General features: G+C 70.9%; 20 protein-coding genes and 1 pseudogene. 4 read left to right on the top strand and 17 right to left on the bottom strand.

The features are described 5' to 3' along the window. Positions 1-39: 39 nt before the first annotated feature. From fbaA to ACIQ1J_RS05665, 6 genes are all read right to left on the bottom strand, one after another. Complete coding sequence (gene fbaA, locus ACIQ1J_RS05690) at positions 40-1,071, bottom strand: class II fructose-bisphosphate aldolase (RefSeq protein WP_210963157.1); 1,032 nt, start codon at positions 1,069-1,071, stop codon at positions 40-42. A gap of 143 nt (positions 1,072-1,214) precedes the next feature. Next, entirely contained in the window at positions 1,215-1,787 is a 573-nt protein-coding gene (gene pyrE, locus ACIQ1J_RS05685; protein WP_403554364.1) for an orotate phosphoribosyltransferase, read from the bottom strand. A gap of 10 nt (positions 1,788-1,797) precedes the next feature. Beyond that, on the bottom strand, positions 1,798-2,595 hold the full coding sequence (locus tag ACIQ1J_RS05680) for an aldose 1-epimerase (RefSeq protein ID WP_403554362.1): 798 nt from the start codon (positions 2,593-2,595) through the stop codon (positions 1,798-1,800). 302 nt (positions 2,596-2,897) lie between these two features. After that, complete coding sequence (locus tag ACIQ1J_RS05675) at positions 2,898-3,851, bottom strand: SRPBCC domain-containing protein (RefSeq protein WP_403554360.1); 954 nt, start codon at positions 3,849-3,851, stop codon at positions 2,898-2,900. Between the two features lie 187 nt (positions 3,852-4,038). Further along, positions 4,039-5,610: a polyamine aminopropyltransferase gene (locus tag ACIQ1J_RS05670; protein WP_210963203.1), complete on the bottom strand. Its 1,572-nt coding sequence runs from the start codon at positions 5,608-5,610 to the stop codon at positions 4,039-4,041. 306 nt (positions 5,611-5,916) lie between these two features. Beyond that, on the bottom strand, positions 5,917-6,453 hold the full coding sequence (locus tag ACIQ1J_RS05665; RefSeq protein ID WP_210963154.1) for a DUF2617 family protein: 537 nt from the start codon (positions 6,451-6,453) through the stop codon (positions 5,917-5,919). 841 nt (positions 6,454-7,294) lie between these two features. Here ACIQ1J_RS05665 and ACIQ1J_RS05660 point away from each other — a divergent pair. Next, positions 7,295-8,485 carry a pyridoxal phosphate-dependent aminotransferase gene (locus tag ACIQ1J_RS05660; protein ID WP_403554358.1) on the top strand — a complete coding sequence of 397 codons (1,191 nt, stop codon included), beginning with the start codon at positions 7,295-7,297 and terminating at the stop codon, positions 8,483-8,485. Between the two features lie 609 nt (positions 8,486-9,094). On the opposite strand, the gene ACIQ1J_RS05655 is transcribed toward ACIQ1J_RS05660, so the two are convergent. Continuing rightward, a complete protein-coding gene (locus ACIQ1J_RS05655; protein WP_403554811.1) occupies positions 9,095-9,427 on the bottom strand; it encodes a Uma2 family endonuclease in 333 nt (110 codons plus the stop codon). Continuing rightward, positions 9,367-9,573 (bottom strand): hypothetical protein, encoded by a 207-nt coding sequence (locus ACIQ1J_RS05650; protein ID WP_403554839.1) that lies wholly within the window; start codon positions 9,571-9,573, stop codon positions 9,367-9,369. The genes ACIQ1J_RS05655 and ACIQ1J_RS05650 overlap by 61 nt, the downstream gene beginning before the upstream one ends. Before the next feature lie 36 nt (positions 9,574-9,609). Here ACIQ1J_RS05650 and ACIQ1J_RS05645 point away from each other — a divergent pair. Next, positions 9,610-9,861 (top strand): annotated as a pseudogene (locus tag ACIQ1J_RS05645) (aminotransferase); the annotation flags it as partial. Positions 9,862-9,971: 110 nt separating this feature from the next. On the opposite strand, the gene ACIQ1J_RS05640 reads toward ACIQ1J_RS05645, so the two are convergent. The 3 genes from ACIQ1J_RS05640 to ACIQ1J_RS05630 form a co-directional block, all read right to left on the bottom strand. Further along, the gene (locus ACIQ1J_RS05640) at positions 9,972-10,508 is read right to left on the bottom strand and encodes a YbjN domain-containing protein (protein ID WP_403554356.1); all 537 of its coding nucleotides are present in this window, start codon (positions 10,506-10,508) and stop codon (positions 9,972-9,974) included. 557 nt (positions 10,509-11,065) lie between these two features. Further along, entirely contained in the window at positions 11,066-13,666 is a 2,601-nt protein-coding gene (clpB, locus tag ACIQ1J_RS05635) for an ATP-dependent chaperone ClpB (RefSeq protein WP_403554354.1), read from the bottom strand. 300 nt (positions 13,667-13,966) lie between these two features. Beyond that, positions 13,967-14,302, bottom strand: coding sequence for a hypothetical protein (locus ACIQ1J_RS05630; RefSeq protein ID WP_351387190.1), 336 nt, complete (start codon positions 14,300-14,302; stop codon positions 13,967-13,969). Between the two features lie 345 nt (positions 14,303-14,647). On the opposite strand from ACIQ1J_RS05630, the gene ACIQ1J_RS05625 reads away from it, so the two are divergent. Both ACIQ1J_RS05625 and ACIQ1J_RS05620 read left to right on the top strand, forming a co-directional pair. After that, the gene (locus ACIQ1J_RS05625) at positions 14,648-15,637 is read left to right on the top strand and encodes a helix-turn-helix transcriptional regulator (RefSeq protein WP_403554352.1); all 990 of its coding nucleotides are present in this window, start codon (positions 14,648-14,650) and stop codon (positions 15,635-15,637) included. Next, on the top strand, positions 15,634-16,629 hold the full coding sequence (locus ACIQ1J_RS05620; protein WP_403554350.1) for a LuxR C-terminal-related transcriptional regulator: 996 nt from the start codon (positions 15,634-15,636) through the stop codon (positions 16,627-16,629). The genes ACIQ1J_RS05625 and ACIQ1J_RS05620 overlap by 4 nt, the downstream gene beginning before the upstream one ends. Here ACIQ1J_RS05620 and ACIQ1J_RS05615 read toward each other — a convergent pair. The 6 genes from ACIQ1J_RS05615 to dnaK all read right to left on the bottom strand — a co-directional run bounded on the left by ACIQ1J_RS05615 (position 16,580) and on the right by dnaK (position 23,344). Further along, a complete protein-coding gene (locus ACIQ1J_RS05615; protein ID WP_403554348.1) occupies positions 16,580-17,626 on the bottom strand; it encodes a LuxR C-terminal-related transcriptional regulator in 1,047 nt (348 codons plus the stop codon). The two genes, ACIQ1J_RS05620 and ACIQ1J_RS05615, sit on opposite strands and share 50 nt — an antisense overlap. 150 nt (positions 17,627-17,776) lie before the next feature. Further along, positions 17,777-18,895, bottom strand: coding sequence for a sugar ABC transporter substrate-binding protein (locus ACIQ1J_RS05610; protein WP_403554346.1), 1,119 nt, complete (start codon positions 18,893-18,895; stop codon positions 17,777-17,779). 185 nt (positions 18,896-19,080) lie between these two features. Next, entirely contained in the window at positions 19,081-19,536 is a 456-nt protein-coding gene (locus ACIQ1J_RS05605; RefSeq protein ID WP_121748168.1) for a heat shock protein transcriptional repressor HspR, read from the bottom strand. Between the two features lie 5 nt (positions 19,537-19,541). Further along, entirely contained in the window at positions 19,542-20,741 is a 1,200-nt protein-coding gene (gene dnaJ, locus ACIQ1J_RS05600) for a molecular chaperone DnaJ (RefSeq protein WP_403554344.1), read from the bottom strand. A gap of 33 nt (positions 20,742-20,774) precedes the next feature. Beyond that, positions 20,775-21,491: a nucleotide exchange factor GrpE gene (gene grpE / locus ACIQ1J_RS05595; protein WP_403554342.1), complete on the bottom strand. Its 717-nt coding sequence runs from the start codon at positions 21,489-21,491 to the stop codon at positions 20,775-20,777. Continuing rightward, on the bottom strand, positions 21,488-23,344 hold the full coding sequence (gene dnaK, locus ACIQ1J_RS05590) for a molecular chaperone DnaK (RefSeq protein WP_403554340.1): 1,857 nt from the start codon (positions 23,342-23,344) through the stop codon (positions 21,488-21,490). The genes grpE and dnaK overlap by 4 nt, the downstream gene beginning before the upstream one ends. Between the last annotated feature and the right edge of the window lie 20 nt (positions 23,345-23,364).

Genomic DNA, 23,364 nt, shown 5'->3' with positions numbered 1-23,364 from the left:
CGGCGCGGACGGCGCGGACGCCGCGTGCTGCCGTGGCCGTTACTTGATCTTCTGGCCCGCCGAGCGCAGGTGACCGCAGGCCTCGACCACGCGCGCGGCCATGCCGGCCTCGGCCAGCTTGCCCCAGGTGCGCGGGTCGTAGGTCTTCTTGTTGCCGACCTCGCCGTCGACCTTGAGGACGCCGTCGTAGTTGCTGAACATGTGGTCGGCGACCGGACGCGTGAAGGCGTACTGGGTGTCCGTGTCGATGTTCATCTTGACCACGCCGTTCTCCAGCGCGGTCGCGATCTCCTCGGCGGAGGAGCCGGAGCCGCCGTGGAAGACGAAGTTGAACGGCTTGCTGCCGGCCGGCTGACCGTACTTCGCGGCGACGCCCTCGTTCAGCTCCTTGAGCAGCTCGGGGCGGAGCACGACGTTGCCCGGCTTGTACACGCCGTGCACGTTGCCGAAGGAGGCGGCGAGCAGGTAGCGGCCCTTCTCGCCCAGGCCCAGCGCCTCCACGGTGCGGACCGCGTCGTCGACCGTGGTGTAGAGGGAGTCGTTGATCTCGTGGGAGACGCCGTCCTCCTCGCCGCCGGTCGGGGTGATCTCGACCTCAAGGATGATCTTGGCGGCGCGGGCGCGCTCCAGCAGCTCCGTGGCGATGGAGAGGTTGTCGCCGAGCGTCTCCGCGGAGCCGTCCCACATGTGGGACTGGAACAGCGGGTCGCGGCCGGCCTTGACGCGCTCCTCGGAGACCGCCAGCAGCGGACGCACGTACGCGTCGAGCTTGTCCTTCGGGCAGTGGTCCGTGTGCAGGGCGACGGTGACGTCGTACTTCTCGGCCACGATGTGCGCGAACTCGGCGAGGGCGACGGCGCCGGTCACCATGTCCTTCTTGTGCTGGCCGCCCAGGAACTCGGCGCCGCCGGTGGACATCTGGATGATGCCGTCGCTCTCCGCCTCGGCGAAACCGCGCAGGGCCGCGTGCAGCGTCTGGGAAGAGGTCACGTTGATGGCCGGGTAGGCGAACTTTCCTGCCTTCGCCCGGTCCAGCATCTCGTTGTAGACCTCGGGAGTTGCGATGGGCATCTGTCCGCTCCTTGTATGTGCGGGGGGCGTGAAACGTGCTTACGGCCCTGACCTAGACCTGGGGGGCGACGTCATCGTCGGCCCCATCTTCCCAGACGAAGCGGGATACTCCGAGTGGACGTCCGCCGGACGTCCTTCCCGGCTCAGTCCAGGCCCAGCTCGTCCTTGTCGTACGCGTACAGGTACGGCACCCCGGCGCCGTCCTGGATCTTCTCGGCGGCGCCCGTCGCCCGGTCGACGATCGTCGCGACGGCCACGACCTCGGCACCGGCCTCGCGCACGGCCTCGACGGCGGTGAGCGGGGAGCCGCCGGTGGTGGAGGTGTCCTCGACGACCAGGACGCGGCGGCCCCTGATGTCCGGGCCCTCCACGCGCCGCTGCAGCCCGTGCGCCTTGGCGGCCTTGCGGACGACGAAGGCGTCCAGCTGCCGGCCCCGCGCGGCGGCGGCGTGCAGCATGGCCGCGGCGACCGGGTCGGCGCCCATGGTCAGCCCGCCCACCGCGTCGAAGTCCAGGTCGGCGGTCAGGTCCAGCAGCACCTGCCCCACCAGCGGCGCCGCCTCGCCGTCGAGCGTGATGCGGCGCAGGTCGACGTAGTAGTCGGCCTCGAGACCGGAGGAGAGGGTCACCTTGCCGTGCACCACGGCCTTGTCCTTGATCTGCTGCAGCAGCGCGCCGCGTGTGCCTGGCGGCATTGCTTCGTTGACGTCCGTCATGCCGACCAGCTTAGAGCCGGGTCCAGCTCCAGGTCGTCGTGGCCTCCAGCGGCTCCAGGGGCGTGACCAGGCGCGGGAGGGTGTTCAGGCCGTCGGGCGGCCCGGTCTGCGGCTCCACGCAGACGGCGGCCTCCTGCTCGTCGTAGACCACGGCCCACCGCTCCGGGCTGGTCACCCTCAGCTCCAGGCGCTCCGGCCAGGTGAGGGTGACGTCGACGCCGTCCGGCATGCCGAAGCAGTCGTCCCAGGGGCCCGGCTTCGGGTCGACGCGGTTGCCGGTGGGCAGGTGGTCGTCGCCGCGCTCCTCCTGCCAGGCGGGGTCGAAGGCGATCGCGACGCCGGCCCCGTCCGCGCCGTCGAGGGTTCGGTTGAACCAGGGGTGCCAGCCGATCTGCGCCGGGAAGGACGACTCGTACGTCTCCACGGACATCGTCAGCGTCAGCGCGTCCTCGGCGAGGGCGATCGCCTGGGTGACGCGGCCGGAGTAGGGCCAGGGCTCGGTGAGGTCGTACGTGATGACGGCCTCGTCGGCGGTGACGCGGGCGGTGCGCCAGGCGCCGTCGCGGGCGGTGCCGTGGATGGCGTGCGGCGGGGAGTTGAGCGGCATCTGGTGGACGACGGCGCCGTCCCGGAAGCGGCCCTCGCGGATCCGGCCGCACCAGGGGACCATCGGGAAGCAGCCGTAGCGCTCGCCCTGACGGAGCAGTTCCGTGCCGCCGACGCGCAGCCCGCCGATCCGGCCGCCGTTGCCCGGCAGCACGGTCGCCTCCGCGTCACCCGCGGTCAGCGTGATGGGTTCGTTACTCACGCCACGACCCTACTGGGGCGATCAAGACCGCCCCACCCGGCCGACTCGGGAAGCCCGGCTCCGGCTGAGCGGCGGCACGCTACGGCCGCTGAGCGGCGGCTCGGCTACGGCGGTTGGGCTGCGGCTCGGCTACGGCGGCTGGGCCCGCGGCACGACTACGGCGGTTCAGCTGGGGCCCGGCTGCGGTGGTTCAACTGCAGCACGGCTACGGAGGCTGAGCCGCGGCCCGACTACGGCGGCTGCGCTGCAGCACGGCTGTCGGCGGCTGAGCCGCGGCCCGGCCACGGCTCGGCCGCGACGGTTCAGCGGCGCCTGCGCAGCGCGCGACCCACCACGATCGCCGACGCCACGACCAGTGCCGCCGCCGGGGCGGCCCAGCGCAGGGGAGCACCGGCCGCGCCGGCCTGGGGTGCGGGGACGGGAGCGTACCGCCCGCGGGGCGGGGCGTGGTCCACCTCCTCGGCGCTGCGGCCGATCATCGTGCGGCGCGCGTGCGCGGCCTCGGCGGCGGGCGGCTCGGCGGCTTCGGGGGTGGCGGGGGCCTTGGGGCTGGCGGGGGCCTCGGGGCTGGCGGGGGCTCCAAGGGCGTCCGGCTCGCCCTGCTCATCCGCCTCGCCCTGCTCACCGTGCCCGTCCGGCTCGCCCGCCTCACCGTGCCCGTCCGGCTCGCCCGCCTCACCGTGCCCGTCCGGCTCGCCCGCCTCACCGTGCCCGTCCGGCTCGCCCTCGTCCGTGTCCGCGAGGGAGGGCGGGGACACCTCGGAGTCGAGGACGGAGGTGTGCTGCGGCTCCGGCCGCGCCTCGCGCTGCTCAGGCCCCTGCTCCCGTTCCCGCGCCGCCGCCGTGCCCAGGTTCCCCGCGAACCGCGTCAGCAGCCGGGCCGCGGCCGACGCCACCGACTCCTCGGGCAGCTCCGTGACGCGCCCGTCCGCGGTGGCCGTCCCGGCGAACGCGAGGGTGCAGCCGCCGTCGGCGTCCGCCACGCGGAGGGTGAGCGCGAGCGTGACCGTGCCGGTGCCGCGCGACTCGGTGGCGTCGCCCTCGACGGCGTACGCACCGTCCTCGCGCGCGGACAGGCGCACGGATCCCCGGTAGGTGATGGAGTGACTGCCGATGCGCACCTTGAGCCGTCCCGCGACGGGCTCGGCACCGACGTCCTGCTGGAGCCCCGGAACCGCCCGGGCGACCCGGACGGGGTCGGCCAGCACGTCCCTGAGCCGCTCGGCCGGAACCGGAACGAACACCTCATGCTCCATGTCACGCCACCCTACCCAGCGGGCGCCCGACGCACCCCCCGTCGGCACAAAGTCACCCGCCCCCTCCCACGCCTCCCGCGAGATCCGCCTGAACTCGTTCTTACGGGGGAGAGGGACCGGGGCGCGGACACGGGCACGGGCATAACCCGGGCTCGGGCTCGGGCCCGGGCTCAGGCTCGGCGCTGGCTCAGTAGCGCGGATGCACCAGCGTCGACGGCGGCAGGCCGTCGATCCGGGCGCGGGAGGCGGCGCGGGCGTCCTGGGCCAGGGACGGGGGCGTGAGGGTGCGCGGGCGGGGGCCCGTCGGTTCGAGCCGCAGGGCGGGGGGCGTGCGGGCGGCCAGGAGGAAGCCCCAGTCGCGGGGGGTGTCCGGGGTGGCGGCCGTGCGGTCGGGGTCCGGTGCGAGGCCGGTGTCCCGGGCGGCGACGCGGTAGGGGGCGGTCCGCAGACCGGCCGCGTGGAGCGTCGCGTCCACCGTCCAGAAGGCCCGCGGGCGGGCCGAGAGCGGGCCGGCGTGCACGACCAGCCGCCCGTCGGGGGCGAGCACCCGCCGGAGCAGGCCGTAGAACTCCTGCGAGTACAGCTTCGTACTGGCCGTGAGGCCCGGGTCGGGCAGGTCCGAGATCACCACGTCGTACGTCGCGGTGGGCGTCGACCGCAGCCGGCGGAAGGCGTCCGCCGTGGTGACGTGGACGCGCGGATCGCCGTAGGCGTGCTCGTTCAGTGCGGACAGTCCCGGGTCGTGCCGGGCCAGCCGGGCGAGCCCGGGGTCGAGTTCGACGACGTCGACGCGGCGCACGTCCGGGTGGCGCAGCACCTCCCGCGCGGCGAGGCCGTCGCCGCCTCCGAGGATCAGCACGCGCGCGTGCGGGCCGCTCATGGCGGGGTGCACCAGGGCCTCGTGGTACCGCCGCTCGCCGCTGCCGCCGACCCGCAGCCGGCCGTCCAGGAACAGGTCGAGCGGCCGGCCGTCGGCGTCGCCGGTGAGGACGACCTCCTGCACGCCGGTCTTCACGGCCACCCGGACGTCCTGGCCGTACACGGCGTGCCGGGCGGCGCGTTCGAAGTCGTCGGCGAGGACGGTCGCCGTGGCGAGCAGGGCGAGCACGACGGCGTTGGCGGTCAGCAGCAGCCAACGGGCCCGGCGGGTCATGTCCCGCCGGAACAGGCCGAGGACCAGGGCGGCGCCCACGACGGTGTTGACAGTGCCGGTCAGCAGCGCACCGGTCAACTGGCCGAGGAAGGGCAGCAGTACGAAGGGGAAGGCGAGGCCGCCGACGAGCGCGCCGACGTAGTCCGCGGCGAACAGGTCGGCGACCGCGCCGCCCGCGTCCTGGCGGCGAACGCGCTGGATCAGCTCCATCAGCAGCGGTACCTCGGCACCGATCAGCACGCCGATGGTGAGCGAGAAGGCGACCAGCAGGAAGCGCGGGCCGTCGGCCCACAGGCCGCCCCAGCCGCCGGTCCAGGCGAAGACGGCGTACAGCACCATCGCGCTGGAGCCGCCGACCAGGGCGAGAACGGCCTCGACCGCGCCGAAGCCGGCCGCCGCGAACCTGCGCAGACGTTTGGCGGCGAGCGAGCCGAGGCCCATGGCGAAGACCATGACGGACAGGACGACGGACGCCTGGGTGACCGAGTCGCCGATCAGGTACGAGGCGAGGGCGACGAGCTCGAGTTCGTACACGAGCCCGCAGGCCGCGCAGACGAACACACCGGCCAGCACCAGGAACCGCCCGACCGCCGGCCGGACGGGCAGCCGCGCCGGCCCGCCGGGACCGGAAGCGTCGGAGGGAACGCCCGAACCCGATGAACCGGAGGCACTCGATGAACCGGAGGCACCGCCAGTGGAATCGGGAGAGCCGCCGGTGGGGTCGGGAGAGCCGCCGGGGCCGCCCCAGGACGGCGGAGAGCCGGGCGGGGCGGGCGCGCGCGGTTCGATCACGGAGTGACGTTACGTCACGGCCGCACTGCGTTTCGTCACCCTCACGTGTGAAACTGACGTTCTGTTGGGCACCACAGGTTTATCCCGCCCGGACCGCGCGGACCCCCGCCCCGCGCCCGCTCACGCCCCGGACGGGCTGAGCTGCGACGTCGGCACCCGGACGCCCACCCGGGTCCGGGTCGCCACCAGGTGGCCGTCCTGCGGATAGGCGTGCCAGGTCCGCCAGTGCACCTGCCCCTCGTGCCGATGGGCCAGCAGCGCGGTGAAGGCGTGCGGGCTGCCGGGGAAGACGCCGACCAGCCCGTGCGGGTGGTCGGCGACCAGGGCCAGCAGTTCCTGGGCACGTCCGGCGAAGGAACCCGGCGTCAGCACCTCCACGCGAGCGGCGAACTCGTACTCCCAGTCGCCCTTCCGCTTGGCGACGCCCAGCGGAAGGGGGGTGCTGCTGCCGGGGATGCACGCCACCGTCTCCGAACAGTTTCCCCGCTCCTCCTCCAGCAGGACTTGATGGGAGGCCCCCAGGAGTCTCAACTGCATTTTCGCGCCCGTCAGTTCGAGATCGAGACTGGCGAGCGCGGGCAGCGGCTCACGCCCCAGGGCCCAGGCGAGGTCGGCCGCGCGCGTGTCGGTGTAGGAGGTTTTCAGGGTCGTGAGCATGGATCGGCTCCGCAAGCACACAAGGAGAGGAAGGTGTGGGGCTGCGCATCCCGGTCACTGCCGGGGATGCGGCCCGCTCAGCCCAGTCGGCCGGTCGGGAGGGGGGTCAACAGGTCGTCCGAGGAGCTGCGTTGGTGAAGGAGAGGGAATCATGAACTGTGACGCCGTCACAGCGTTTTTACCCAACTTCGTGGGGTTTCCATCCTCCAGGGGGCTCCACAGCTCAACTGTTCAACCAGGGCGCACACCCCGCCGGTACGGCGCGCGCCGGTGCGTGGGAGCGCCCGCCGGGTGGGTTTCCCGGCGGGCGCTCGTCATGGGGCGCGGGGCCCGCTCCCAGGTGCGGGCCCCGTGACGGGGATGCGGGTCCCCCTGCGAAGGCTCGGCTGCCCCGTGTCAGCCGCTGCCTCCTCCGCATCCGCCGCCGCCCCCTCCTCCCCCGCAGGACGACGACCCGCCTCCGCAGGACGAGCCTCCGCCGCAGGAGGAGCCTGTGTTGTGCCCGCCGGGCGACGAACCGTCGGCCCACCAGCTGTTCCGGCGGCCGCGGCCGCGACCTCGACCGCCTCCGCCACCGCTCCGCGCGCCCGCCAGAAGCCCCCGGACCACCAGGGCGCCGACCACGATCAGGATGATGCCGGTGACCATGGCGCCACCTCCTTCCGCTTCCTGGGCTCGCGCCCGGAGTTCCCCCGAAGCAGCCCCCCGTCGGGCGCCCCGCTCTCTGTTCGAAGCTCGTTGTGACGCTGTGAAGTTCGTTGCGTGAACGGGAGATGCCCCCCGCCACCACGCCCCAAAGCAGAGTTGAGGAACTCCAGAGCTTCGGCGCAGGATGACCTCCATGACCTCCATGAACTCCAGCGCCCGCCCCTTCCTGAACCGCCGGCTCGCCGAGTTCGGAACGACGATCTTCGCGGAGATGTCCGCCCTGGCCGTGCGGACCGGGGCGATCAACCTGGGCCAGGGCTTCCCGGACACCGACGGTCCCGAGGAGATCAGGGAGGCCGCCGTACGGGCGCTGCGCGACGGACGCGGCAACCAGTACCCGCCGGGCCCGGGCGTCCCGGAGCTGCGTACCGCCGTCGCCGCCCACCAGGAGCGCCGCTACGGCCTGTCCTACGACCCGGACACCGAGATCCTGGTCACGGCCGGCGCCACGGAGGCCATCGCCGCCTCCCTGCTCGCGCTGCTGGAGCCCGGCGACGAGGTGGTGGCGCTGGAGCCGTACTACGACTCGTACGCGGCGTGCATCGCGATGGCGGGCGGTACGCGCGTACCCGTGACCCTGCGCCCGCACGAGGGCACTTTCCGTCTCGACCTCGACGAGCTGCGCGACGCGGTCACCGACCGCACCCGCCTGCTGCTGCTGAACACCCCGCACAACCCGACGGGCACCGTCCTGACCCGCGCCGAGCTGGCGGCCATCGCCGAGCTGGCCGTGGAACGGGACCTGCTGGTGGTGACGGACGAGGTCTACGAGCACCTGGTCTTCGACACGGCCGAGCACATCCCCCTGGCGAGCTTCCCCGGGATGCGCGAACGCACGGTGACCATCGGGTCGGCCGGCAAGACGTACTCCTTCACGGGCTGGAAGGTCGGCTGGATCACCGCCTCGCCCGCCCTGGTCACGGCGGTCCGCTCGGCCAAGCAGTACTTGACATACGTGGCCTCGGGGCCCTTCCAGTACGCGGTCGCCGAGGCCCTCGCGCTGCCCGACTCGTACTTCACCGCCTACCGCGCGGACATGCAGGCCAAGCGGGACCTGCTGTCGGCGGGCCTGGAAGAGGCGGGCTTCGGCGTCTACCGCCCCGCCGGGACGTACTTCGTCACCACCGACATCCGCCCCCTCGGCGAGAGCGACGGCTTCGCCTTCTGCCGCGGCCTGCCGGAACGCGCCGGGGTCGTCGCCGTCCCCAACGCGGTCTTCTACGACCACCGGGAGGCGGGCGCCCCCTTCGTCCGCTTCGCGTTCTGCAAGCGGACCCCGGTACTGGAGGAGGCGGTCTCCCGGCTCAAGACGCTGGCCGCCTGACAGCCACAGACGTACCAGCACATGTACCGGCCACACGGTCCGGTTGCTCCGAGCCGCCGCGCACCCGCACTCGACTGCCGCGTGGTCGACCGGGACACCGGTGATCGGCAGTCACCACGCGGCCCGCCTGTCGGCGGTCGCCCGGTGTCGGTACTCCAGGGCCGCCCCGGCGTTGACTCCGTCCGCCGGCAGCCCCGCTCCCCGGCCCACCGGACCAGGAGGTCGACCAGCAGCCCGCACGCCGCCTCGAACTCCTTCTCGGTCTCGGGTTCGATCCGCATCCGCATGGGATTCGTCCAACCTGTCAGCAGCAGTCCTTGCCGTGCCAAGCCATCGCCGAACCGGGGCCGGCAACTCGGCCGAGGACGAGCGGCCCGCTACCCGAGGGCAGCACGTGCTGGTTGTCGCCCGCAGCGAACGCGGCTTCGAACCTCCTCGCGGCGAACCGGACTTCGTCGCACGGACTCACCGCACAGAACGGCACGCCCCCCTGCCGATCCCGATCGACGAAAGGCCAGGCGAGCCCAGCCGACTGCCGCGACCGGGAACGGCCACGTCCGACGACAGCGGTGCCGACGGCACGGGCCCGGGCCGACCGCGGGCCCTTCGTCAGCGGGCGTCCGCCTCGGGCTCCGGACGCGGGAGTTCGTCGAGGTCGAGGGTGAAGGTGCGGCCGTCGGCCAGGGCGATGGGGAGCTTGCCCGTGCCGTACTTGTGAGTGTGCGCCGCGATGTAACCGGTGGCGGTCGGCTGGGTGTGGAGGACGACTTCCTGGGCGTAGGGGTCCACGACCAGGTAGATCGGGATTCCGTAGCGGCCGTACTTCGCGGTGCAGTCGTCGTAGTCCTTGCGTGCGGAGGAGGCCGGGACGACCTCGGAGATCAGCAGGACGTCCTCGAGACCGTAACGCTTGCCCTCCCGGCGGGCGTCCTCGCGAAGGATCGCCAGATCGGGGGCGCGGAGTTCTCGTCGGCGGGGAAGTCGATGTAGACGCCGGAAGTGACCTTCGCGTGGCGGCCGAGGGCGAGAGCGGAGTCGATCTGCATCGACCTGATGGTGCTGGAGTGCTCTTCGCTCTGCGGGGTCATGATCACCTTTCCGTCAGCCCCGAACAGGACCGTGTATCGGTCCGCTCGGCCAAGCAGTACCTGACGTACGTGGCCTCCGATCCCTTCCAGTACGCGGTCGCCGAGGCCCTCGCGCTACCCGACTCGTACTTCACCGCCTACCGCGCGGACATGCAGGCCAAGCGGGCGTCGTCGCCGTCCCCGACGGTCCACCCCGAGGCGGGCGCCCCCCTCGTCCGCTTCGCGTTCCGCAAGCGGACCCCGGTACTGGAAGAGGCGGTGCGGCGGCTGAAGACGCTGGCAGGGTGAACGGTGTGACGGGGTGAACGGTGTGGCGGGATGAACGGTGTGGCGGGATGAACGGTGAGAGCCCGGCCCCGGCATCACCGCCGGGCCGGGCTCTCCTCGCACGGGACGGACTATTCGCCGTCCTCGTCCGTCGACTTCTCCGACTCGTTGACCTCCTGCTCCAGGCCGAGCTGCTCCACGAGCCACCGGTCGAACTCGATGGCGGCGCGGACCCAGCTGACCGTCGAGGAGACGAAGTGCTCCAGGCTGATGCCCATGCCGATCAGCATCTGCGCCTCGCCGATCAGGCGGACCGTGCCGTCGTCGTGGGTGTGGGAGTACACCTTGGGCCACAGGGTGCGCCGGTTCCAGTCGTCGATCGACTCCAGCAGCTGCGGCTTCTCGTCGATCTGGTGAGGCCGGTCGTAGAACGTCCGCACCGAGAAGACCTGCTGGTCACCCTCGCCGCGGAACATGAAGTACGTACGGAACTGCTCCCACGGCGCCGCGAGGTCACCCTCGTCGTCGACGACATACTTCAGCTCCATCTGTTCGAGGAGCTGCTTCACAAGATCCTGATCCGGGACGACGGGGCCCGCCGGTCCTTGGGACTGCGGCTCGGGCTGCTTGCCCCCGAAGTTCGGAATCGAGGACGGATCGATGGTCACCGTGAATTTCCCTTCGTACGGATCTGGCCATCCTCCCCCATGCGGGGAGGGGCGTGGCAAGCCCGCCGGGGGCCTGTCAGCCCTGGGCTGACATGATCCGGCCGGTCGGGTGGCCGCCGGGCGGACGGACGCGGGCCGCGGGGCCGACACGGAACGCGGCGGCGGGGCACGCGGGCCCGAACCGGACGACCGGAACGCCGGCGAGGCCGCCCTGCCGGACGGCGCGCGGCCGGTCGGGGAGTGCGCGACGCGGGGCTTCCGGAACACTCACGACAGCGCGACCTCCCGCATCCCGGCACGGGTGTCCAGGACCGGCCGACGCACACCTGCCCGGACGCGCCCGCGCCGCGACGGAGTTCCGCGCGGGCCTCGACGTCCACCTCGACCTCACCGTGTGACGACGGCGGCCCGCCACCCACCAGGGGTGACGGGCCGCCGCGCATGGCGCCGGAGCCGGCCGGAGGGCCGACCACGCATCGAGCGTGGACTCCAGCGTCCTGCCCCTGTAGTGCCTCGCCGGCCTACAGCGCCTTGCCGCCCTAAAGCGTCCTGCCGGCCTACAGCGTCTTGCCGCTCGCGGCCGGGCCCACGATCAGCTCGTCGCCGAAGCGGTCCACGCGGACCGTGTCGCCGTCCTTGATCTCGCCGGAGAGGATCTCCCGGGCGAGCCGGTCACCGATCGCGGTCTGCACGAGGCGACGCAGCGGGCGCGCGCCGTACGCCGGGTCCATGCCCTCGTCGGCCAGCCAGGTCAGGGCCTCGTCGGTGACCTCCAGGGTGAGGCGGCGCTCGGCGAGCCGCCGGGCGAGGGAGCCGATCTGGAGCCGCGCGATCCGGCTCAGCTCGTCCTTGCTCAGCGCCGAGAAGACCACGAGGTCGTCGAGCCGGTTGAGGAACTCCGGCTTGAAGGACGCCCGGACCACCTCCAGGACCTGCTCCTTCTTCTCCACCTCGCCGGTCAGCGGGTCGACCAGGTACTGGCTGCCCAGGTTGGAGGTGAGGACCAGGATGGTGTTGCGGAAGTCGACGGTGCGGCCCTGCCCGTCGGTGAGGCGCCCGTCGTCCAGCACCTGGAGCAGGATGTCGAAGACCTCGGGGTGCGCCTTCTCGACCTCGTCGAGCAGCACGACGGTGTACGGCCGCCGCCGCACGGCCTCGGTGAGCTGGCCGCCCTCCTCGTACCCGACGTATCCGGGCGGGGCGCCGACCAGCCGCGCGACGCTGTGCTTCTCGCCGTACTCGCTCATGTCGATGCGGACCATCGCCCGCTCGTCGTCGAAGAGGAAGTCGGCGAGCGCCTTGGCCAGCTCGGTCTTGCCGACGCCGGTCGGGCCGAGGAAGAGGAAGGACCCGGTGGGCCGGTCGGGGTCGGCGATCCCGGCCCTGCTCCGCCGTACGGCGTCGGAGACGGCCCGCACGGCCTCTCCCTGCCCGATGAGCCGCTTGCCCAGCTCGTCCTCCATCCGCAGCAGCTTCTGCGTCTCGCCCTCCAGCAGCCGCCCGGCGGGGATGCCGGTCCAGGAGGCGACGACGTCCGCGATGTCGTCGGCGCCGACCTCCTCCTTGACCATGGTGTCCCGGGCGACCTCCTCCTCGGCCTCGGAGGCGGCCTCCAGGTCACGCTCCAGAGCCGGGATCTCGCCGTACAGCAGCTTGCTGGCCGTGTCGAAGTCACCGTCGCGCTGGGCCCGCTCGGCCTGGCCCCGCAGCTCGTCGAGCTTCTCCTTCAGCTCACCGACCCGGTTGAGGGACTGCTTCTCCTTCTCCCAGCGGGCGGTGAGGCCGCGCAGCTCCTCCTCCTTGTCGGCGAGGTCGCGCCGCAGCCGCTCCAGCCGCTCCAGGGACGCGGCGTCGGTCTCCTTGCCGATCGCCAGCTCCTCCATCTTGAGCCGGTCGACGGCGCGCTGGAGTTCGTCGATCTCGACGGGGGACGAGTCGATCTCCATGCGCAGCCGCGAGGCGGCCTCGTCGACGAGGTCGATGGCCTTGTCGGGCAGGAAGCGGGAGGTGATGTACCGGTCGGACAGCGTCGCGGCGGCCACCAGCGCGCTGTCCGCGATCTGCACCTTGTGGTGCGCCTCGTACCGCCCCTTGAGCCCGCGCAGGATCGCGATGGAGTCCTCGACGGACGGCTCGGCGACCAGCACCTGCTGGAACCTGCGCTCCAGCGCCGGGTCCTTCTCGATCCGCTCCCGGTACTCGTCCAGCGTCGTGGCGCCCACCATGCGCAGCTCGCCGCGCGCCAGCATGGGCTTGAGCATGTTCCCGGCGTCCATGGCGGAGTCACCGCCGGCCCCGGCCCCCACCACGGTGTGCAGCTCGTCGATGAAGGTGACGATCTGCCCGTCGGAGTCCTTGATCTCGGCGAGAACGGTCTTCAGCCGCTCCTCGAACTCGCCCCGGTACTTCGCCCCGGCGACCATCGCGCCGAGGTCCAGCGCGACCAGCCGCTTGTCCTTGAGCGACTCGGGCACGTCCCCCTTGACGATGCGCTGGGCGAGCCCCTCGACGACGGCGGTCTTGCCGACGCCGGGCTCGCCGATGAGGACGGGGTTGTTCTTGGTGCGGCGGGACAGCACCTGCACGACCCGCCGGATCTCCTGGTCCCGCCCGATGACGGGGTCGAGCCTGCCCTCCCGGGCGGAGGCGGTGAGGTCGGTGCCGAACTTCTCCAGCGCCTTGTACTGCCCCTCGGGGTCGGCGGTGGTCACGCGGCGCCCTCCCCTGGCCTTGCGGAAGGCCTCTTGCAGCTTCTTCGCACTGGCACCCTGCCCCTCCAGTACCTCACCGGCCGCGCCGCCCTTCGCGGCGATGCCGAGGAGCAGGTGCTCGGTGGAGAGGTACTCGTCCCCGAGATCCTTGGCGCGGGCCTGGGCGTCGGCGACCACGGCGAGCATCTCACGGCTGGGCTGCGGCGGTGCGACCGTGGACCCGGTCACGCTGGGCAGCCCGGCGACGATGCGCTCGGCGCCGGTGCGCACGGCCGCGAGGTCGGCCTCGACGGCGGCGAGCAGGTCGGTGATGTTCTCGTTGTCCTGCCCCTGGAGCAGAGCCAGGAGCAGGTGGGCGGGGGTGAGGTCGGCGTTTCCCTCGGTCACGGCCCGGTTGCTGGCCGCGTTGATCGCGTCCCGGCTCCGGTTGGTCAGCTCGGCGTCCACGTTCTGGCTTCCCTCCTAGCGTCGGCCGTCGGCGGTCCGGCCGTGTCTCCCAGCGCTGACTCAGACAACGTACACAAAGTTGAGTCTATTCCACTCAAGGAGAAAACGGGCGCGGGTTCCCGCCGAGTGCCACCAGGGTGCCCACTTCCCCCGCACGAGAGCCTTTCCGGCCAGCCTGGGAGCAGGGTCGATACCCCGAAAGGTCGCTCAAAACGACAGCGGCGTCACCGTGTTCAGGTCACGGTGACGCCGCTGCCGGGGGGAAGCACCTGAGCGATTTGTAACGACGGGGGAATCGCGTCAGGCGCTGCGGGGGGTGGCCGAGATGGTCCTCACTTCAGGGATCTCCGGCTGCGCGAGCCGGTGGTCCCTCTGGTCCAGGTTCACAAAGATCATTCCGTACCGGATGGCGCACCGCACGGGCTGCGGCGCCCCCCGAGGCCGCCGCAGACACCGGTACGCCCGTACGTCGCCGTCCTCGTCCAGCGTGACGACGACCGGCTCGCCGAAGACGGTCACCATCAGGGAGTCACCGGCGTGGGGGATCGCGGTGACCAGGTCGATGAAGTGCCAGCCGGAGCGGTAGGCGGTGGCCATCTCGCGACGGAAGGAGCGGTCGTCGGGTGGAGTAGTCATGTCACGACCACACCGTGTCATCCGTGGTGGCAGTCCCGTCCTCGCCGGCGGACGCGGCGGAAACCTCCATCACTGACTCGACACTGTTCGCTCGCTCGTCGCCCTGCGCAGTAACGAGGCCATTCAGTGCTCCGAAGGCCACGACGGCGGAGAAGGCGGCGACAAGCACCGAGCGAAGCATTCTCTTAGACATAGTCGGCTTCGTCCTCACTTGAAGGTCCCCTCTTCCCCCGTCGGATAAGACGATGGCTCATTCAGGCACGTCATGGCCACACGATCGGTGCATCATGTTCCTGCACGTTCAGGACCCTGGGGGGTGGAGATTTGACAACAAATCGGACCAATATGGCACATTCCCACGGGATTACCGAACTCTGCGAGGAGGGAGGGCGTCTCTACGCGAACGCGCTGCGCACTGGACGTATCACCCGCGTGGAGGCGGGCCACGCCCCATGCCTAATAGATCTCGCCCTCCTGCACCCCGACCCGGACGACGCCAACTGGCTACGCCCTGTCCAGCCGGGGATCGCTCTGGCCCAGCGGCTCAATCCGATCGAGCGGGAGATCGCGGACCGCAGGCGGACATCGGTCGAGTTGGCTGAGGCCTTCGAGCCGTTCATGACCCTCAGCGCGCAGGGTGCGGCGCCAATCCACTCGATCACCGTGCTGGAAGGACTCGACCGCATCAACTCCGCTCTCGATCTGGCCACGACCCAGTGCAAGAACGAGGTGCTGACCGTCCAACCCAGCGCCCGCCATCCGGAGCGTCGACTCGTCGAAGGCTTGGAGCGTGACAAGACACTGACCGAGCGCGGTGTACGCATCCGAACGCTGTACCAGCACACAGCCCGCTACAGTGCGGAACGACTGGCCTACGTGGACCGGTTCTCCAACGGAAAGGCGGAGTACCGCACCATCGACGAACTGGTCGAACGCCTGATCATCTGCGACGACACAGTCGCGTTCATTCCCGTTCGCGACGATCGGCAGGTGGCCTTGGAGATCCGCCACCCAGGCCTCGTCAGTTACCTGGCCAAGGTGTTCGAGTTCATGTGGGGCCGGGCTGTTCCCCTGAGCGCCGGCGCCCCGTACGAGACCGCTCCTGACGGCATCACCGACATCCAGCACTCCATCGCCAAGCTCCTCGTGGAGGGCCACGTCGATGAAGCCATCGCCCGCCGCCTCGGTATGAACGTCCGCACCTGCCGGGCCCACATCGCGAAACTGGCGACGGCCCTGGGAAGCGGAAGCCGTGCCCAGCTCGGCTATCTCATAGCCCAGTCAGGGATCCTGGAGCAGGAGCACCGGGACCTTGGGGGGGAAAGCCGCTCATGACCGACGAGACACACCGGCACGGAGACGAGGCACTGTGCGAGACAGGTCTCGAGCTGTACTCCCGCGCACTGCGTGAAGGCGGTGTGTCCAGCACCACGGCAGCGACAGCGCCTTGCTTGATCGACACCGGTCTCCTGCACCCGGCCATCGACGACCTGGACCGGCTGGAGCCGACCGCACCGACCGTCGCCCTGCAGCGACTGCTACGCACGTCGGAAGAGTGCATAGCCCGCGAGCGACGGCGTGGTGAACGCCTGGCGGATCTCTTCGAACCCCTCATGCGTCTCGGCACGCGTGCGGCGGCGAGCGAGGACACTCCGGCGCTCAGAATCCTCAGCAGCAAGGAGCGGACGGGGCAGGCCATCAAGGAAGCCATGGTCGAGGGCAGGCACGAGTTGCTGGCGATTCAGCCCCACGATTCGAAGGTCACCAGGCGCCCTGACATCCTCGAAGGGGCCATCAAGCGGGACCAGGCCTTTCTCGACCGTGGCGCTCGCATGCGCGCGCTTTACCAGCACACCGCACGCCACGCCGCACACTCACGCGCCCGCTACGAGCAACTGACCGGTGACGTGGAGGCCCGCACCCTCGACGAGGTCACCGACCGTCTCATCATCGTGGACCGCACCGTCGCCTTCATCCCCGCCAGCGCCGACCGCACCCTCGCCCTCGAAGTCCGCCACCCCGCCCTGGTCGCCTATTTCATCAACACCTTCGACCGCCTCTGGCACCTGGCCACCCCCATGCACCCGCAGGCGGTCCGGCAACCCACGCTCAACGGCATCACCCCCCGCCAACGCGCCATAGCCGCCCTCCTCATCGAGGGCCACACCGACAACGTCATCGCCGAACGCCTCGGCATGAACGTCCGCACCGCCCGCGTTCACATCGCCAAACTCGCCGCCACCCTCGGCAGCGAGAGCCGGGCGCAGCTCGGCTACCTCATCGGCCGGTCGGGGATCCTCGACCCGGAGTCTGATCGGGCACCCTGATCGTGGCGGGCAGGCGCGGGGCGCCGTCCAGGCCGGCCTGGGCGATGCGCACCCCCAGCTGGGTACGGCTCGCCGCCCCCAGCGTCTCGGACAGGCGGGCGATGTGTGCCCGCGCCGTGCGGACGCTTATGCCCAGCCGCTCCGCGATCACCGCGTCCTGGTGGCCCTCCGCCAGCAGGGCCGCGATGGACTGCTCGCGGTGGGAGATGCCCTCGATGCCGGTGTCGGGGAGGGGCGCGGTCAGCGGGATGGCCAGGCGCCACAGGCGTTCGAAGACCGTGACCAGGTAGGCGATCAGGGCGGGGTGGCGCAGTTCGAGGGCCATCGTGCGGTCGGTGTTGGCGGGGATGAAGGCGACCGTGCGGTCGAAGAGGATGAGGCGGTCGATGACCTCGTCGAGGGTGCGGGCCTCCACCGCGTCGCCCATCAACTCCAGGTAGTTGAGCAGGCCCTGACCGTGCCGGGCGACGTGCGTGTACAGGTCCCGCATCCGCACCCCGCGCCCGCGCAGCGCCAGCGCCCGGTGCAGGCCCTCCGACAGCTCCGGCTCGCGCCGGATGCCGCCGGGCTGGACGGTGAGCACCTCTGTCGTGCACGCCTGCGTCGCCTCGTCCATCGCGGCCTGGATGCGGGCCAGACCGTCCAGGACGCGGATCGCCGCGCCTTCCGTGCCGGCCGGGGTCTGGAGCCGGCGGCCGAGACCCGCGTACCGCTCGAAGGCCTCCACTGCGGAGCCCACCCGCCGCTGACTGGCGTTGACCTCGTCGTGGACACCGCGCAGCAGCCGGGTCATGACCTCCTGCGGCGAGGTCGGCACCAGCCAGTCCATGTCGTCGGGGTCGGGGTGCAGCAGGGCCAGTTCCAGGAGGCAGGGGACCGGCTCGGCGTCCCGGCGGGTCACCCGGCCACGTCGTACGGCCCGGGAGTACACGCGGTCCCCGGCCGCGCACAGCCGGTCGGCACCGTGTGGATGCTCATCCGCCCCGTGCCCGGCCATCGCCCATCCCACCCCCGGTTCCGGCTCTTTCCGCAGCGCAACTATGCGCGGCCGGGACCGGGTCCGCAACACGGCTCGGCGTGGGACGGCGGCCGGAACGTACCGGTTGCCACAGGTATGCCCGGGGCGGTGGGCCGAGGCCGAACCGGACTACTTGAGCCCGATCTCCGCGCAGTCCGCCGCGTACTTGGCCGTGCAGATGTCGGAGACCTTGTAGAAGCCGTCCGCGATGACGGTCTGGTCGATGTTGCCCTGCGTCAGGGCGACGACGGGGACGAGCTGCGCGGGGATGCCCTTGTGGGTAGGGCTGTCGACCTTGTCGCGGGAGAGCGCGTCGAACTGGATGTCCCGGCCCTGGACGCGCGCCACGGCCATCTCCGCGGCGCTCTCGGCCTCCTGCGGGTAGGACTTGTACACGCTCATGTACTGCTCGCCGGTGACGATCCGCTGCACCGCGGCCAGTTCCGCGTCCTGGCCGGTGATCGGCGGCAGGTCGGTGACGCCCGCGTCCTCCAGGGCCTTGATGACGCCGCCCGCCATGCCGTCGTTGGCGGAGTAGACGCCCGCGATGTTGTCCTTGCCGATCTTCTCGATCGCCTCGGCCATGTTCGCCGCGGCGTTCTCCGGCTTCCAGTCCTTGGTGTCGAAGGACTGGGCGATCGTCACCTTGCCGTTCAGCTCGGACGTCGCACCCGCCTTGAACTGCTTGGCGTTCGGGTCGGTGGACGAGCCGTTCATCATGACGATCTTGGCGGAGCTGTCCGCGTCATCGCCCAGCGCCTCGATGAGGGAGCGGCCCTGCACCTCGCCGACCAGTTCGTTGTCGAAGGAGATGTAGGCGTCGATCGGGCCCTCGGCCAGCCGGTCGTAGGCGATGACGGGGATGCCGGCGTCCTTGGCCTTCTGCACGGCGGTGCCGATGGACTTCGCGTCGACCGCGTCCAGGACGATCACGTCGGCCTGGTCGTCGATCATCTGCTGCATCTGGTCGGCCTGCTTCGAGGCGTTCGCCTCGGCGTTGGCGTACTTGACGTTGCCCTGGTCGCGCGTGAGGTCGGCGACCTTCGCCTTGAAGTACGGGTAGTCGAACTGCTCGTAGCGCGTGTTCTCCTTCTCCGGCAGGAGCAGCCCCACAGTGATGTCGTTGCCCTTGGTCGGACTCGCCTCGTCACTGCTTTCGGACGCGCCCAGCACACCGCAGGAGGCCAGCGAGAAAGTCATCATGGACGCGGCCAGGGAGATGGCGATACGACGGGCACGGCTGTTCACTGCGCTTACCTTCCGACACACGGGCGTGGTGGTGACCCAGGTGAAGGAAGCCAACGCCGTCTTCACTAAATCGTCAAGAAGTACTGGACCAATGAGACAGCAACGTTGCGAACCGGCCCGGCGGGCCGTGCGGATCCGGTGGCACCTCCGGGCCGGTTCGTCGCCGTTCTGGCTGGTGCGGGCCGTCAGTCCGAGGACTGGCCGTGCCGCTTGGGCCGCCACACCACCAGGGCGCTGGTCTGCTGTACCTCCTGGTACGGGACCAGATCGCGGCGGTACGAGGCGTGTACCGCCGCCTCGCGCTGGCGCATCGCCGTGGCCGCCCCGTCGAGGGCGTCCTGCAACTCCGCCATGCGGGCCTGGAGCGCGGCGACCTGGTTCTCCAGTTCGATGATGCGCTTGATTCCGGCCAGGTTGATGCCCTCGTCCTGCGACAACTGCTGCACCGTGCGGAGCAGTTCGATGTCGCGGGCCGAGTAGCGCCGGCCGCGGCCGGCCGTGCGGTCCGGGGAGACCAGGCCGAGGCGGTCGTACTGGCGCAGGGTCTGCGGGTGCAGGCCGGAGAGCTGGGCCGCCACCGAGATGACGTAGACCGGGGTGTCCTCGGTCAGTTCATACGGATTGCGTCGACGACCGTCCATCTCCGTCATGCTCCCTTCGCGGCCTGGAACAGCTCCGCCCGCGGATCCTCGTCCGCGGTCGCCTCGCGATACGCCTCCAGCGCATCACGAGCCTTCCCCGACAGGTCCTTCGGAACACTCACCTCGACGGTGACCAGAAGGTCGCCGCGGGTGCCGTCCTTGCGGACCGCGCCCTTGCCCCGGGCGCGCATGGTGCGCCCGCCCGGTGTGCCCGCCGGCAGCTTCAGCGTGACGGGCGGGCCGCCCAGCGTCGGGACCCTGACCTCGCCGCCGAGGGCCGCCTCGGCGTACGTCACCGGGACGGTGACGGTGAGGTTGTCGCCCTTGCGGCCGAAGACGGGGTGCTCCTTGACGTGCACGACCACGTACAGGTCGCCCGCCGGACCGCCCCGCTCGCCCGGCGTGCCCTTGCCGCGCAGCCGGATGCGCTGCCCGTCGGACACCCCGGCCGGGATGCGGACCTGCATCGTCCGGGAGGACTTGGCCCGGCCGGAGCCCTTGCAGACGTCGCAGGGGTCCTCCGCCATCAGGCCGCGGCCCTTGCAGTCCGGGCACGGGTCGGTGAGCGAGAAGCCGCCGCCCGAGCCCCGGGCGACCTGCCCGGTACCGACACAGGTCGGGCACACGCGCGGCGTGCCGTTCTTGTCGCCGGTGCCCGAACAGGCCTTGCAGGGTGCCTGCGAGGACATGCGCAACGGGACCGTCGCGCCCTCGATGGCCTCCGTGAAGCTCAGGGTGACCTCGGACTCGATGTCCTGGCCACGCCGCGGCTGGGTCCGCGTGCCGGTGCCGGGGCCGCCGGCGCCGGTGCGGTTGAACAGGCCCCCGAAGACGTCGCCGAGCCCGCCGCCGAAGCCGCCGGCCCCTCCCTGGCCCCCGCCCTGGGCGCCGCCTCCGAAGAGGTCGCCCAGGTCGAAGTTGAAGGTGCCGCCGCCGCCCGCGCCCGGCCCCGGACGGAACCCGCCGTTGCCGAAGAGGCTGCGGGCCTCGTCGTACTCCTTGCGCTTCTTGGGGTCACCGAGGATGTCGTTGGCCTCGGAGATCTCCTTGAAGCGCTCCTCCGCCTTGACGTTTCCCTTGTTGGCGTCCGGGTGGTACTCGCGGGCGAGCTTCCGGTACGCCTTCTTGATCTCGGCCTCGGTGGCGTCCTTGGGGACGCCGAGGACCTTGTAGTAGTCCTTCTCGATGAAGTCCTTGGTGCTCATCCCCGACGTCCCTCCTCTCTCGTCACGTCAAGCTCAGCCCTCGTCCGGGCCACCGCTCTCCTTGTTTCCGGTGTTTCCGGCATTTCCGGTGTTCCCGGTGCTCCCGTCGCTCTCCGCGGGGTCGGCCGGTGCCTCGGTGTTCTCCTCGGCCGGCTTGGCCCCCTGCGCACCCGGCTGCGGCTCGGCCACCGCCACCCGCGCGGGGCGGATGGTGCGCTCGCCGATCCGGTACCCGGGCTGCAGAATCGCCACGCACGTCGTCTCGGTGACGTCCGGCGCGTACGAGTGCATCAGGGCCTCGTGGATCGTCGGGTCGAAGGGCTCGCCCTCCTTGCCGAACTGCTGGAGGCCCATCTTGGCGATGACCGTCTCCAGCGACTCCGCGACGGACTTGAAGCCGCCGACGAGTTCGCCGTGCTCCCGGGCGCGGCCGATGTCGTCGACCACGGGAAGCAGCTCGGACAGGAGGTTCGCGACGGCGACCTCCTTGACCGCGACGCGGTCCCGCTCGACGCGGCGGCGGTAGTTCTGGTACTCGGCCTGGAGCCGCTGGAGGTCCGCCGTGCGCTCGTTCAGCGCCGTGCGCACCTGGTCCAGCTGGGCCACCAGGCCCGCGTTGTCACTTGCGTCCCCGGCCGGGGCCGCGCCCTCCTCCGAAGAGGGAGCGGCGGCCTTCGGCTCGGCGTCGTCGGGGGTGGCGCCGGAGGGGACGTCGGGCTTCTCGTCAAAACCCGGGGTCTCCTCCGTCACGCGGCACCGTCCTTGCGCTCGTCGTCCACGATCTCGGCGTCGACGACGTCGTCGTCGGCCGCCTTGCCACCGGCACCGGCGCCAGCACCCGGAGCCTCGCCGCCGGCGGCCTGCGCGCCCTGGGCGTCGGCGTACATGGCCGAGCCCAGCTTCTGCGAGACGGCGGCGACCTTCTCCGTGGCGGTGCGGATCTCGGCGGTGTCCTCGCCCTTGAGCTTCTCCTTCAGCTCGGCGACGGCCTCCTCGACCTCCGTCTTGATCTCGCCCGGGACCTTGTCCTCGTTGTCCTTGAGGAACTTCTCCGTCTGGTAGACGAGCTGCTCGCCCTGGTTGCGGGACTCTGCGGCCTCGCGGCGGGCGTGGTCCTCCTCCGCGTACTTCTCGGCCTCCTGGCGCATCCGGTCGACCTCGTCCTTCGGCAGCGAGGAGCCGCCGGTGACGGTCATCTTCTGCTCCTTGCCGGTGCCGAGGTCCTTCGCCGTGACGTGCATGATGCCGTTGGCGTCGATGTCGAAGGCGACCTCGATCTGCGGGACGCCGCGGGGCGCCGGGGGCAGACCGGTCAGCTCGAACATACCGAGCTTCTTGTTGTACGCCGCGATCTCGCGCTCGCCCTGGTAGACCTGAATCTGCACGGAGGGCTGGTTGTCCTCGGCGGTGGTGAAGATCTCCGAACGCTTCGTCGGGATCGTCGTGTTCCGCTCGATGAGCTTGGTCATGATGCCGCCCTTGGTCTCGATACCGAGGGACAGCGGGGTGACGTCGAGGAGCAGGACGTCCTTGACCTCGCCCTTGAGGACACCGGCCTGCAGGACGGCGCCGATGGCGACGACCTCGTCCGGGTTGACGCCCTTGTTGGCGTCCTTGCCGCCGGTCAGCTCCTTGACGAGCTCGGCGACGGCGGGCATGCGGGTGGAGCCACCGACGAGAACGACGTGGTCGATCTCGGACAGCTGGATGCCGGCGTCCTTGATGACGTTGTGGAACGGCGTCTTGCAGCGCTCCAGCAGGTCGGACGTGAGCTGCTGGAACTGGGCGCGGGTGAGCTTCTCGTCCAGGTGCAGCGGGCCCTCGGCGGAGGCCGTGATGTAGGGCAGGTTGATCGAGGTCTCGGTGGACGAGGACAGCTCGATCTTGGCCTTCTCGGCGGCCTCGCGGAGGCGCTGGAGAGCCATCTTGTCCTTGCCCAGGTCCACGCCGTGGCCGGACTGGAACTGCTTGACCAGGTAGTCGACGACGCGCTGGTCCCAGTCGTCACCACCGAGGTGGTTGTCACCGTTGGTGGCCTTCACCTCGACGACGCCGTCGCCGATCTCCAGCAGCGAGACGTCGAACGTACCGCCACCGAGGTCGAAGACGAGGATGATCTGCTCGTCCTTGTCGAGGCCGTACGCCAGCGCGGCGGCCGTCGGCTCGTTGACGATGCGCAGGACGTTGAGACCCGCGATCTCACCGGCCTCCTTGGTGGCCTGGCGCTCGGCGTCGTTGAAGTACGCCGGGACGGTGATGACCGCGTCGGTCACCTTCTCGCCCAGGTAGGACTCGGCGTCCCGCTTCAGCTTCTGCAGCACGAAGGCGCTGATCTGCTGCGGGTTGAAGTCCTTGCCGTCCAGGTTGATCTTCCAGTCGGTGCCCATGTGGCGTTTGACCGACCGGATGGTCCTGTCGACGTTCGTGACCGCCTGGCGCTTGGCCACCTCGCCGACCAGCACCTCGCCGTTCTTGGCGAAGGCGACGACGGACGGCGTGGTCCTGGCGCCCTCGGCGTTGGTGATCACGGTGGGCTCGCCGCCCTCCAGAACGCTGACGACGGAATTAGTCGTGCCCAGGTCGATGCCGACCGCACGTGCCATGGTGAATAACCTCCAGCTGA

The organism is Streptomyces sp. NPDC097107, from assembly GCF_044762405.1.
Taxonomy (GTDB): domain Bacteria; phylum Actinomycetota; class Actinomycetes; order Streptomycetales; family Streptomycetaceae; genus Streptomyces; species Streptomyces thinghirensis.
This window is presented reverse-complemented; position numbering and strand designations above follow the sequence as displayed.